This window comes from Sphingobacterium micropteri (genome assembly GCF_014692515.1).
GTDB lineage: Bacteria > Bacteroidota > Bacteroidia > Sphingobacteriales > Sphingobacteriaceae > Sphingobacterium > Sphingobacterium micropteri.
Genome location: NZ_JACOIK010000005.1, coordinates 115,388 through 128,262 on the forward strand (window position 1 = coordinate 115,388; position 12,875 = coordinate 128,262).

Annotated in this window: 11 protein-coding genes; all 11 read left to right on the forward strand. The window is 43.5% G+C overall.

All coding sequences use genetic code 11. From position 1 onward, the window contains the following. Window positions 1-86 precede the first annotated feature (86 nt). Window positions 87-563, forward strand: coding sequence for a division/cell wall cluster transcriptional repressor MraZ (gene mraZ / locus H8B06_RS08205; protein WP_190993802.1), 477 nt, complete (start codon window positions 87-89; stop codon window positions 561-563). After that, complete coding sequence (gene rsmH, locus H8B06_RS08210) at window positions 550-1,470, forward strand: 16S rRNA (cytosine(1402)-N(4))-methyltransferase RsmH (protein WP_394370021.1); 921 nt, start codon at window positions 550-552, stop codon at window positions 1,468-1,470. Before mraZ ends, rsmH begins: the two co-directional genes overlap by 14 nt. A gap of 13 nt (window positions 1,471-1,483) precedes the next feature. Further along, window positions 1,484-1,897 carry an FtsL-like putative cell division protein gene (locus H8B06_RS08215; RefSeq protein WP_190993803.1) on the forward strand — a complete coding sequence of 138 codons (414 nt, stop codon included), beginning with the start codon at window positions 1,484-1,486 and terminating at the stop codon, window positions 1,895-1,897. 19 nt (window positions 1,898-1,916) lie between these two features. After that, a complete protein-coding gene (locus H8B06_RS08220; RefSeq protein ID WP_190993804.1) occupies window positions 1,917-4,037 on the forward strand; it encodes a penicillin-binding protein in 2,121 nt (706 codons plus the stop codon). Between the two features lie 5 nt (window positions 4,038-4,042). Then, window positions 4,043-5,497, forward strand: coding sequence for a UDP-N-acetylmuramoyl-L-alanyl-D-glutamate--2,6-diaminopimelate ligase (locus H8B06_RS08225; RefSeq protein WP_190993805.1), 1,455 nt, complete (start codon window positions 4,043-4,045; stop codon window positions 5,495-5,497). 9 nt (window positions 5,498-5,506) lie between these two features. Continuing rightward, complete coding sequence (mraY, locus tag H8B06_RS08230) at window positions 5,507-6,751, forward strand: phospho-N-acetylmuramoyl-pentapeptide-transferase (RefSeq protein ID WP_190993806.1); 1,245 nt, start codon at window positions 5,507-5,509, stop codon at window positions 6,749-6,751. Window position 6,752: 1 nt separating this feature from the next. Next, entirely contained in the window at window positions 6,753-8,126 is a 1,374-nt protein-coding gene (gene murD, locus H8B06_RS08235) for a UDP-N-acetylmuramoyl-L-alanine--D-glutamate ligase (protein ID WP_190993807.1), read from the forward strand. Window positions 8,127-8,237: 111 nt separating this feature from the next. After that, entirely contained in the window at window positions 8,238-9,431 is a 1,194-nt protein-coding gene (locus H8B06_RS08240; protein WP_130142349.1) for an FtsW/RodA/SpoVE family cell cycle protein, read from the forward strand. Window positions 9,432-9,562: 131 nt separating this feature from the next. Next, the gene (gene murG / locus H8B06_RS08245; protein WP_190993808.1) at window positions 9,563-10,669 is read left to right on the forward strand and encodes an undecaprenyldiphospho-muramoylpentapeptide beta-N-acetylglucosaminyltransferase; all 1,107 of its coding nucleotides are present in this window, start codon (window positions 9,563-9,565) and stop codon (window positions 10,667-10,669) included. Window positions 10,670-10,672: 3 nt separating this feature from the next. After that, entirely contained in the window at window positions 10,673-12,028 is a 1,356-nt protein-coding gene (gene murC, locus H8B06_RS08250; RefSeq protein WP_190993991.1) for a UDP-N-acetylmuramate--L-alanine ligase, read from the forward strand. Then, window positions 12,021-12,851 (forward strand): cell division protein FtsQ/DivIB, encoded by an 831-nt coding sequence (locus H8B06_RS08255; protein WP_190993809.1) that lies wholly within the window; start codon window positions 12,021-12,023, stop codon window positions 12,849-12,851. The genes murC and H8B06_RS08255 overlap by 8 nt, the downstream gene beginning before the upstream one ends. The last annotated feature ends 24 nt before the right edge of the window (window positions 12,852-12,875 follow it).

The window sequence follows — 12,875 nt, forward strand, 5'->3', positions numbered from 1 at the left end:
GGAAAACTTTTTTGTGTTATATTGTGGGGGAAAGTGGGAGAAAGTGTATACTTTTACATTGAAAATTTTGATTAGCTGTATAGACTGTGAACTATTTAATCGGAGAATACGAATGCAAGCTGGACGCCAAAGGTAGAATGGTGGTTCCTGCCGCGCTCAAAAGGCAACTGCCTGATGTGGAGCGGGATGGGCTTGTAGTGAATCGTGGCTTCGAGAAAAATTTGGTCATTTATACCCGTGCAGAGTGGAATAAGATTTTGAAGCAATTGTCGAGGCTTAATCAGTTCCAACCCAAGAATCGAGATTTTGTGAGGAAGTTTATGAGTGGAGCGACAGAGTTAATGCTTGATTCGGCAGGAAGGGTTTTATTGCCGAAAGGGTTGTTAGAATATGCGGAAGTGGGAAGCGAATTAGTGTTGGCTTGTAATTTGGAAAAAATAGAGGTTTGGTCGAAGGCGACGTATGAAAAACAGTTGGATGCGATATCGGAAGATGATTTTTCAGATTTGGCGGCGCAAGTGATGGGTGAATTTGATATGGAAGGAGGACATGATGGCGAGTAACCCGGCTGTTTATCATGTGCCTGTGATGTTGCAGGAATGTATGGATGCATTGGCTGTTAAGCCAGATGGTGTGTATGTTGATGTGACGTTCGGCGGTGGTGGTCACTCACGGGAGATCTTAAAAAGATTGGGTGATAACGGAAGATTGATCGCATTCGATCAGGATCCGGATGCTGTGAAGAATACGCTGGATGATCCGCGTTTTACGTTAGTGCATCATAATTTTAGATTTTTGAAAAACAATCTTCGATTATTGGGAATTCGGCAGGTGGACGGTGTGCTGGCTGATTTAGGTGTTTCTTCGCATCAGTTTGATTCGCCTGAACGTGGTTTTTCCATTCGTTACGATGCGGATTTGGATATGCGGATGGATCAGGTGGCTGATTTAGATGCAAAAAAAGTGTTGAATACATATGCAGAGGCGGAGTTGCATCGCATTTTTGGGATGTATGGTGAGATACAAAATGCACGTTCATTAGCAAAAACGATCGTGACAGCGCGATTAGGTGAACCGATCGAAACCGTTGGCAGGTTGAAAGAAGTGATTAAACGCCAAGTGCCAAAGGGGAAAGAGCACAAATATCACGCACAGGTATTTCAGGCCTTACGTATTGAAGTAAATGGGGAGTTGGAGGCGTTGCAGGACTTTTTAGAGCAGACGGTAGCGGTATTGAAGCCGGCGGGGCGTTTAGTGGTGATGTCTTACCATTCGTTGGAAGATAGATTAGTGAAGAATTTTATGCAGAAGGGTAAGTTTAGGGGAGAGGTGGAGAAGGATTTCTTTGGCAATGAAATAAAACCATTCCATGTCATCAGCCGTAAAGCGGTGACGGCAAGCGAAGATGAATTGGCGATAAATAATAGGGCACGTAGCGCGAAGCTACGTATAGCTGAACGGGAAGCTTAATTTTTGGAGAGATATGTCTAGCAAAAACACAGTCAGAAACAACGAATTAAGTGAAGAGGTTCAGAAAAAAATGAATGAGTCGGTTGAAGAAAAAGTGGAGGAAACACAGCATTTTCTTCGGTCTATCTTCTCTACAAAATACTTGTCCAGCTATCTGGTGGCTAGGAATTTGCCTTTTGCGGCATTTGTAGCACTGCTTGGGCTATTGTATATCTCCAATCGACATTTGGCAGAAAGAACGGTGCGGACGATTGATCAGGTAGGGCGTGAGGTAAAAGAATTGAGCTGGGACTACAAGTCATTATCTGCCGAATTGATGAAGCTAACAACGCAAACAGAAATTGCGAAGCGGGCCGATACCCTCGGGTTGAAAGAACGCATGGAACCTCCTATTAAGCTGGAGGTGATAAAGGAAATAAAGAAGTAAACAAGCAGCACGGAGTTGTATGAATATTAGAAAAACTATACTTATTCGCGTGTACGTGGCATTTGGCCTTATGGTGCTTTTTGCGCTAACGGTCTTTGGTAAGCTCTTGCATTTACAATATGTAGATGGTGGAGAGTGGCGTGCGATGGTGGATAGTTTAACGATTCAAGAGCGGGGAATTGAGGCAGCTCGCGGCAATATCTATTCCAATGATGGTAGTTTGTTGGCTACTTCTGTTCCCGAATATGAGCTTCGTTTTGATGCGATGTCGATACCCCTGGAGGAAAGTGATGTGTTTAATTCTAAAGTCGATTCGTTGGCGGCGCGGTTGTCTGCACACTTTAAGGATAAATCATCCCGACAGTATTTAACGTTGTTGAAAAATGCCCGTGCAAAAAAGCAGCGCTATGTCTTGATTAAACGAGCTGTTTCCCATCAAGATTTGAAAATTATTAAGACTTTTCCATTGTTTCATGCATTCAGGGATGGCAAGAAGCGCTATCCTACTAGTTTGGTTACGGTGCGTGAAAATAAACGGATTTTACCATTTACAAATTTGGCAGCTCGGACCATTGGTTATAAGAACATTAAGGGCGATACGGTGTTGGTTGGTTTGGAAGGGGCTTACGGAAAGTATATCGATGGAAAGAGTGGTTCACAGTTAATGCAGCGTATTGCGGGTGGGGTTTGGGTGCCTGTCAACCGGGAGGTGGAAGTTGCGCCGGTCGATGGCTCGGATATCATTTCGACCCTAGATGTAAATATGCAGGATATGGCGCAGCGAGCGCTGGAAAAGCAGTTAATAGCTAGTGATGCGGATAATGGCTGTGTGGTTGTTATGGAGGTGAAAACAGGAGAGGTAAGGGCGATCGCGAATTTTACACGGGATAAAGAGGGTGTTTTTCGGGAAAAATACAATTATGCTATTGCCCAGGGTGCAGACCCGGGATCAACATTCAAGCTGGCGAGTTATTTGGCGTTGTTGGATGATGGTTTTGTAGATACATCAAGCACGGTGGATATCGGAAACGGTACGTATAAAGTGCCAGCACATACTATACGGGATTCGCATGCACCAAAAAAATCGGTTTTGACGGTAAAAGAGGCTTTTGAAGAGTCTTCAAACGTAGGTGTGGCGAAACTGATAAACACTTATTATGGCGACAAGCCGGCGAAATATACAGCAAAGTTGCATCATTTTGGATTAGGCAAGCCTTTAGGGTTACAAATTCCTGGGGAAGCAACGCCATGGGTAAAGATGCCGGATAGCAAAACGTGGAGTAAGTTATCCTTGGTGCAAATGGCGTATGGTTATGAATTACGACTAACACCGTTGCAGATGTTAGCCCTTTACAACGCGGTTGCCAACGATGGCAAATTGTTAGCGCCTTTGTTTGTGAAAGAGATCCGGCATCTAGGTAATACCGTAGAACGTTTTGACGCGAAGGTGCTTAATAAGCAGATTGCCTCGAAAGAAGCTATCCGCAAAATGCAGGGTATGTTGGAAGGGGTAATGACAGAGGGGACAGGTAGGCGCTTAAGTTCACCGTTATATTCGTCGGCAGGTAAGACGGGTACGGCACAAATGAACGATGGCGCTCGCGGATATGGGCAACGCCGTTATCAATCATCCTTTGCCGGTTATTTTCCAGCCGAGAATCCAAAATATTCTATGATTGTCGTGATCCGAAATCCAAGAAAGGGATATTACGGCGGAGCAATTGCCGGACCGGTATTTAAGGAATTGGCGGATATGATTTATGCAAATGACTTAGCCTTGCACGGAACATTGGCAAGCAGAAAAGTAAATACAGCCGGAACAAAATTACCGCTCACATTAAGAGGTTCGAAAGAGGCCTCAAGTGCGGTGTACCAAGCATTGGGATTTAATCCGTCGAATTGGAATACGATAGTGCAGGCCACGGATTCGTCGACCAAAGCTGCTCCTTTTGTGGAGACCCAGGTGAAAGAAGGAGTGGTGCCGGATGTGTTGGGCATGGGCTTGTCGGATGCGATCTTCACCATGGAGAATGCCGGATTCAAAACGAAGATTTTTGGTTGGGGTAAAGTTGTCAGCCAATCGCTTGTTGCTGGTACAAAATTAAAAGTAGGTACGCCCATAACATTGGCGCTGAATTAAAAGATATGAAACTACGAGAATTATTACATGCGATTCCAGTACAACAGCTTGAGGGGCTCCTTGAAGTTGATGTGTTGTCGGTATGCTTCGATTCGCGGAAAGTTTCTGCAGATAGTCTTTTTGTTGCCGTTCGGGGTGTGCATACCGACGGACATTTATATCTTGATAAAGCGGTTGAAAACGGCGCCAAGGTACTGGTCTTGGATACGTTGCCGGAGAAATTGCACGAGGAGATAACCTATGTCGTCGTGGCGGATACATCGTATGTATTGGGTTTATTAGCATCTAATTTTTATGGTGATCCTTCCAAAGGATTAAAACTTGTTGGTATTACAGGAACAAATGGTAAGACGACGATTGCCACGCTTCTTTTTAATTTGTTTAAGAGTTTGGGGTATCACGTCGGATTGCTGTCAACCGTGGAAAATAAAATCGGAGATCGGGTTATCCCGGCCACGCATACAACGCCGGATCCGATAGCACTCAATATGTTGCTTCGGGAGATGGTGGATGAAGGATGTGATTATTGCTTTATGGAAGTGAGTTCACATGCTGTCGTGCAACAACGTATCGCCGGACTACGTTTTGCCGGAGGCATATTCTCTAATATCACACACGATCATTTAGATTTTCACGGCACGTTTGATCATTACATCAAGGCTAAGAAAAAGTTTTTTGATGACTTAGATAGATTTGCTTTTGCATTGACCAACGTAGACGACCGTAATGGAACAGTGATGCTGCAAAATACATTTGCACATAAAAAGACATACGGGCTAAAAACGATGGCGGACTTCAAGGCGAAGGTTGTCGAAAGCCATTTAGATGGTATGCTACTACAGGTAGACGGACATGAAGTGTGGGTTAAACTGGTTGGCGGATTTAATGCATACAATCTGTTGGCGGTTTATGGCGCCGCGATTTTGTTGGAGCAAGAAACCATGAAGGTGTTAACGGCTATGAGCGATATTGCTGGAGCAGAAGGCAGATTTGATGTGGTGCGTTCGACAAATGGTACCGTAGGCATCGTAGATTATGCGCATACACCCGATGCGGTGGAGAATGTTCTTTCGACTATCCGGGAGTTGCGGAAAGGCGGCCAACAGATTATTACGGTACTAGGTTGTGGTGGCGATCGCGATAAGACTAAGCGCCCCGAAATGGCAGAGGTCGCAGTACGTTTAAGCGATAAAGTTATCATTACTTCGGATAATCCAAGGACAGAAGACCCGATGGCCATTATTCGGGATATGGAAGCGGGTGTGGATTCGAAAGATCGCAAACACGTCTTTACCATTGCTGAGCGCAAAGAAGCTATTCGAGCTGCATGTCATTTAGCACAAGCTGGCGATATTGTATTAGTCGCCGGAAAAGGACACGAAAAATATCAAGAAGTTCAGGGTGTGCGTTACCATTTTGACGATAAGGAAATTTTAATAGAAACGTTTAACGAACAATAAGAAATACGGATGTTATATTATCTATTCAGTTGGCTACAAGAACATATGCATTTGCCGGGATCGGGATTGTTTCAATACATCTCGTTTAGGACGGCAATGGCCGTTATTGTGTCGTTGATGATTACGACGGTATACGGAAGCCGTCTGATTCGCGCTTTACGTAATAAGCAAGTTGGGGAGACGATCCGTGACCTAGGCTTAGCGGGCGAGAAGCAAAAGGTAGGTACGCCGACAATGGGTGGGTTGATTATCATCGGCGGGATCTTGGTACCCACACTTTTGTTTGCCAAACTGGATAATATTTATGTCATCATCATGATTATCACAACCATTTGGATGGGTACGATTGGCTTTCTGGATGATTACATCAAAGTATTCCGTAAAAACAAAGAGGGACTTGCCGGTCGCTTTAAAATTATCGGGCAAGTAGGACTAGGGACATTAATTGCCATCACCATGTATTTCCATCCGGATATTGTTGTTCGGGAAAAAGTACAAAACCCGACTTCGACCAAGGCAGTGGAGATTATGATGGATACCCAAACAGGCCAACGTTATTATGCGGAAAATGTGAAGTCTACAAAGACGAATATTCCATTCTATAAAAATAACGAGTTCGATTATGCCGAAGTGCTAAGTATGTTTGGATTAAACAGCAATCTGGCTACGTTTATGGTGTTTTTAGTGGTGATTGTGTTTATCGTTACGGCGGTATCTAACGGCGCAAATATCACCGATGGGATAGATGGACTGGCAACGGGAACCTCCGCTATTATTGGTATTACACTGGCAATTCTGGCTTATGTGTCCGGTAACGTGATTTTTTCGGATTACCTTAATATTATGTATATCCCCAACTCGGGCGAACTCGTGATTTTCGCAGGTGCATTTGTAGGAGCCTGTACGGGTTTCCTGTGGTATAATGCTTATCCAGCACAGGTCTTTATGGGTGACACGGGGAGTTTGACGATTGGTGGTATCATTGCGGCATTCGCTATCCTTATCCGAAAGGAGCTGTTGATTCCGATGTTATGTGGGATTTTCTTGTTAGAAAATCTGTCGGTAATTATGCAAGTGTCGTATTTCAAATACACACGGAAAAAATATGGAGAAGGGCGGCGGATATTTTTGATGTCTCCTTTGCACCATCATTATCAGAAGAAAGGTTATCACGAATCGAAGATTGTGATGCGGTTTTTCATTGTATCTATTATTCTGGCAATTTTAACGATAGTCACATTAAAAGTAAGATAAGATGTCTAATATAGCACATACATATTATCCACAATCTGGCTTTCTGGCGATACTGGGCGCGGGGGAGAGCGGTGTTGGTGCGGCTATTTTAGGAAAGGATAAGGGGTTTGACGTATTTGTTTCCGACAAGGGGGCGATACGGGATGAATATAAGGCCACATTACAGCAAGAAGGAATTGCATTTGAAGAGGGACTGCATAGTGAAAATAAGATTATGCAAGCAGATTTGGTTGTCAAAAGTCCTGGTATTCCGGAACATGCACCTTTGGTAAAGGCCTTGAAGGCCGCCAATATTCCGGTGATTTCGGAGATTGAATTTGCGGCGCAGTATACAGCAGCTAAGTTCTATTGCATTACCGGTTCTAACGGCAAATCGACAACAACTATGCTGACATATTATATGTTGCAGCGTGGTGGTGTAAATGTGGGATTAGCCGGAAATATTGGGAAAAGTTTTGCACTGCAGGTAGCACGCGAAAATTACGAGGTGTATGTATTGGAAATATCCAGTTTTATGTTGGATGATATGTATCATTTCCGTGCTGATGTAGCGGTCATTTTGAACATTACACCAGACCATCTAGATCGTTATGATAATAAGATGGAAAACTATAGGTCATCTAAGTTTCGTATGATCCGAAATCAAACAAAAGACGATTATTTTATCTACTGTTTGGACGACGAGGAAACGGTAAAAGGCTTAGCTGTATTTAAAACAGACGCCCAGCATTTGCCCTTTACACAAGAACAAGTGGTGGGGCAGGGCGCATATGTAGACGAAGAAAAGAATATTATAATAAAAGTACCTAACAAAGACATTTTTGCGATGAATATGGAAGAGTTATCATTACAAGGGAAACATAACGCATACAACAACATGGCTTCGGGCTTGATTGCGAAGGTTCAAGAACTGCGCAACCAAACGATGAAAGAAAGCATGGAATCGTATGTGAATATCGAGCATCGTCTAGAGCATGTTGCTTGTATTGGGGGGGTGAATTATATCAATGATTCGAAAGCAACCAATGTGAATTCTGTTTGGTATGCTTTGGAAAGCTTTTCACCCGATATTATCTTAATTATGGGGGGCGTAGATAAAGGTAATGACTACGAGATGATGCGTGATTTGGTAAAGTCTAAGGTTAGAGCAATTGTATGTATCGGTAAAGATACGGTGCGCATTCATGAATCTTTTGAAGATGATACGGATGTGATTATCAATAGCTCGTCTATGCAAGACGCGGTAGAGATTGCCTCCTATTTAGCGAAAAAGGGCGATACGGTGCTGTTATCGCCGGCCTGTGCAAGTTTTGACTGGTTTAAAAATTATGAAGAACGTGGTGAAAAATTCAAGGAAGCAGTAATGTCTTTGTAATAGTACACCCGGCTGTCATCCCGACGCTAGGAGGGATCTAAATCGTTTAGATACTTCGGCAAGCCTCAATATGACAGAAAGGAAGTGGGTAAATAAAATGTGGAAACGATGATGGATCAGATTTTCAGTAAATTAAAAGGAGACAAGTGGATATGGATTATTGTGATTGTCCTGTCCGGCTGGTCTTTGTTGGCGGTGTATAGTTCAGTAGGTACACTTGCCTACAAGGAAGGCAAAGGAACAGAATTGTACCTGTTCAAGCATTTTTCCATTATTGCTGTGGGTTTGGTGTTGATGTATCTATCACACAAATTAGATTATCGTTATTATGCCGGTATTTCTAAGCTGCTGATGATCATCGCTATACCCTTGTTACTTTTTACGTTGATTGGCGGTAACAAAGTAAACGAGGCTAGCCGCTGGGTAACGATTCCCGTCATCAACCAAACGTTTCAAACATCGGATCTGGCAAAACTAGCACTGATTACCTTTTTGGCACGTATGCTTTCACGCAAAGCACATGAGATAAAAGATCTTAAAAAATCATTTATCCCCATTATGGGAACGGTATGCTTGGTTTTTGTCCTGATTGCGTGGGCAAACTTATCGACGGCTTTAATGCTATTTGGTACGAGTGTGTTACTGCTGTTGATTGGTCGGGTAAGTTTTAAGCAGATAGGTATCGTATGTGTCGGGGGGGCTTTCCTCTTGTTGTTAGTGATATTTATCGGGCCTCGACGTGCCACCTATATCAGTCGTTTTGAAAGTTTCTTTAAGACAGAGCAAACGGTGCAAAACACCGTACCTTTTCAAGAAGATAAAAACTACCAGGCGAATCTGGCGAAGATGTCCATTGCTTCGGGTCAGTTATTTGGCAAGGGTGCAGGGAATAGCGTAGGTAGAAATCTATTACCACATCCCTATTCCGATTTTATTTTCGCCGTGATTGTGGAGGAATACGGAACGATCGGTGGAGCGATCCTGCTTTTCTTGTATGTGGCATTGATGTACCGTTGTATACGTATTGTAACCCTAAGCCCACGCGCGTTCGGGGCCTTTCTAGCTGCGGGTCTAGGGTTTAGCTTGACCATACAGGCGCTAGCCAATATGGCGGTTGCTGTAGGGTTGGGACCCGTTACTGGTGTGCCATTACCATTGGTCAGTATGGGGGGGACCTCCATTTTGTTTACCAGCGTGGCACTAGGGATCATTTTAAGTGTAAGTAGGAGTATAGAAGAATTGAAAGGAAAAGAAGAATTAAACGAAATTCCAAAGAATCCAAAAGTGGTTGTTGGAACGATTTAAAAATGAAATGTTAGAGGGTTAGAGAGTTAGAAAGTTAAAGGGTGGGGACGATATAGGAAAATAAGGATTTTGGATATAGGACGTTAGAAGGGAAGTCTAAATACTAATATCTAAATACTAAATACTAGAATATGGCAAACAAAGTAATCATAAGCGGAGGAGGAACAGGGGGACACGTTTTTCCGGCTATTGCAATAGCGAATGCATTACGTCGTATAGCGCCGGATATCGAAATCTTATTTGTAGGGGCAAATGGACGGATGGAGATGGATCGTGTTCCCGAGGCAGGCTACAAAATCGTAGGATTAGATATACAGGGCATTGATAGGAGCTCCCTGTTGAAAAATTTGACCTTGCCTTTTAAGCTGATAAATAGTTTGATAAAGGCGCGGAAAACGATAAAGGCGTTTAATGCCGATGCCGCAGTAGGTGTGGGTGGGTTTGCGTCGGGACCTTTGTTAATGGCTGCCAACAATATGGGGCTACCTACGCTGATTCAGGAACAAAACTCTTATGCGGGTGTAACCAATAAGAGCTTGGGAAAGAAAGCTAAAAAGATATGTGTGGCGTATGAAGGGATGGATCAATTCTTTCCGGCTGAAAAAATCATGTTGACAGGTAATCCCGTACGCCGCGATTCTGTCGATATCGAGGGGAAACGAGAATTTGCTTTACAAATTTTTGGTCTGCAGTCGCACAAAAAGACCATATTGATTATCGGTGGTAGCTTGGGTGCAAAACAGATGAATGGTTACGTGTTGGATGTGATACATGAGCTAGGCGAAAAAGACGATGTACAATTTATTTGGCAGACCGGAAAAACGTATTACGAGGATATGGAACGTATGTTGAAAATGAACGAATTGATTCCGGGTAATGTAAAGGTGAAACCATTTTTGGATCGTATGGATCTAGCGTATGCAGCGGCAGATTTGATTATTTCGAGAGCAGGTGCTGGCACGATATCGGAACTTTGTGTAGTGGGAAAACCGGTGATATTGGTGCCCTCGCCTAATGTGGCGGAAGACCATCAAACGAAGAACGCACAAGCTTTGGCCGCTAAGAATGCAGCCGTGATGATTTCCGAAGCCGACGCGCGGGACACGATGATGTATGTGGCGTTAGAGTTGCTTTCGGATGAGGCTAAATGTGCATCATTAAGTGCCGAAATACAGAAAATGGCTCGACTCGATGCGGATGAAGTGATTGCAAAAGAAGTACTGAAACTTATTAAATAGATGATTAATCTTGACCATATAAAACGTGTTTACCTTCTCGGAATTGGGGGGATTGGTATGAGTGGCTTGGCTCGCTATTTCAAACACCTCGGTTGCGATGTGCAGGGATATGACAAAACAGAGACCGAGTTGACACGTGCGTTGGTGCAAGAAGGTATTCAGGTGATTTACCAAGATGATGTCGCGTTATTGCCAACGGTATACCAACAACCGTCTGCGGAAACGTTATTGATTTTTACACCTGCCATCCCGAAAGACCTTAAACTGAAAGCTTATTTTTTAGAACGAGACTTTACATTATATAAGCGTTCTGAGGTATTGGGTATCATTAGCGCAAGTCGATTTACGATAGCCGTGGCGGGAACGCACGGGAAAACAACAACCTCGACCATGATTGCGCATATATTGAAGGACTCAGGTTATGATTGTTCTGCTTTTTTGGGAGGAATCAGTTCTAACTATAATAGCAATGTACTATATGGTGCGAACAACGTGGTTGTGGTAGAAGCTGATGAATACGACCGCTCGTTTCTGACGTTGCATCCCAATATTGCGGTGGTTACCTCGGCAGATCCTGATCATTTGGATATCTATGGTGACGAGCGACATCTGATCGAATCTTTCGAACTGTTTTTACAACGTGTCGTCCCGGGTGGCTTGTCGATCGTAAAAAAGGGACTGCCCTTTAGTGGAGATATAGCTTATGCCAAAGACGAAGTCTGTGATGCGTACGCACGCCATATACGTGTGGAAGAGGGGGTGTTTTATTTTGATTATGTTGCCGGAAAAACGGAAATACAGGCTATCCCATTAGGTATACCGGGCTTCCATAATGTGGAAAATGCCGTGGCGGCCATTACGGTAGCGCTACAGCTTGGAATAGCCGTGGAGAAGATAAAATCGGCATTGGTGTCGTTCAGAGGGGCAAAGAGACGATTTGAATATATCGTTAAAACGCCGGCGCATGTATATATAGATGATTATGCGCATCATCCGGAAGAATTGCGCGCGTTTCTGACGTCGGTAAAGAAACTCTATCCGACAAAGAAGTTGACCGTCGTTTTTCAGCCACATTTATATAGTCGGACCCGCGATTTTGGAGATGGCTTTGCAGAGGTGTTGGAATTGGCAGATGAATTGCTACTGATGGATATTTATCCGGCAAGAGAATTGCCGATAGAAGGAATAACCTCCAGTTGGCTATTGAATAAGATGGCGATAGGTAGTAAACAGCTTGTATCGCCGGATGACGTATTGCGGATCGTAAAACAAAACGCTCCGGAACTGGTCGTCACAATAGGGGCGGGGGACATAGACAAATTGGTGAAACCTTTAAAAGAAATATTGGAAAATGCTTAAGGTTGTTCGTTACATACCGTGGAGACAGCTTGGTTATATGTGCTTAGGGCTCCTTGTCTTGGTGGGAATAGGTATGTTGATGAGCTTGGTCAAGAAGAAGGATACGGCACAGGCCTGTGTCTCTATGAAGGTGATCGTGGAAGGAAAAGAAACCTTTATTGACCAGCACGATATTTCCGATTTAGTAAATAAAACATTCGGGAATGTTGTTGGGAAGCCATTGAAGGATATTCCGACAGACAGGATCGAACGGGCACTGATGGAGCTCCCTTACGTATCTAGTGCAGAGATTTATGCCGATATGGATGGCGTTTTACAAATCGTTGTGCAGCAGCGGGAGGTGATTTTGCGTATTGTGAACGGAGCCGGGAAAGAATATTACATCGACACAAAGGGAGCAAAAGTGCCGGTGACATTAAAATACGTTCCGCATGTTTTGGTCGCAAACGGGAATATACGCGAAGGATATGAAAAGCCATTGGATACGATCCGAACCCAATTGGTGAAGGACCTAGTTACCATTGTGGAGCAAGTAAAAGATGATCCTTTGTGGAGCAATCAGATCGTGCAGCTGTATGTCGATGATCAGCAGGATATTGAGATTATTCCGCGAGTGGGAACACAACCGTTGGTTCTTGGTAATGCCGCTAAATTGGATGAGAAGCTAGATCGGTTGGAGATATTCTATAAGAATATTTTACCCAAAGTCGGCACCGGTGCTTATGAAAAAGTAAATGTAAAATATGATGGACAGATTATCTGTGAACGGCGGGATGGATGGATGTTAGATAGTTTACAGATGAAACTAAAAATGAATAATTAATTTGAATAAACAGCAACAAAATAC

Bases quoted from the DNA above. Each gene is read 5' to 3' on its own strand.
- murG (WP_190993808.1), top strand. From the start codon at position 9,563: ATGGCAAACAAAGTAATCATAAGCGGAGGAGGAACAGGGGGACACGTT.
- H8B06_RS08220 (WP_190993804.1), top strand. From the start codon at position 1,917: ATGAATATTAGAAAAACTATACTTATTCGCGTGTACGTGGCATTTGGC.
- rsmH (WP_394370021.1), top strand. From the start codon at position 550: ATGATGGCGAGTAACCCGGCTGTTTATCATGTGCCTGTGATGTTGCAG.
- mraY (WP_190993806.1), top strand. From the start codon at position 5,507: ATGTTATATTATCTATTCAGTTGGCTACAAGAACATATGCATTTGCCG.
- H8B06_RS08240 (WP_130142349.1), top strand. From the start codon at position 8,238: ATGGATCAGATTTTCAGTAAATTAAAAGGAGACAAGTGGATATGGATT.
- murD (WP_190993807.1), top strand. From the start codon at position 6,753: ATGTCTAATATAGCACATACATATTATCCACAATCTGGCTTTCTGGCG.
- H8B06_RS08215 (WP_190993803.1), top strand. From the start codon at position 1,484: ATGTCTAGCAAAAACACAGTCAGAAACAACGAATTAAGTGAAGAGGTT.
- H8B06_RS08225 (WP_190993805.1), top strand. From the start codon at position 4,043: ATGAAACTACGAGAATTATTACATGCGATTCCAGTACAACAGCTTGAG.
- H8B06_RS08255 (WP_190993809.1), top strand. From the start codon at position 12,021: ATGCTTAAGGTTGTTCGTTACATACCGTGGAGACAGCTTGGTTATATG.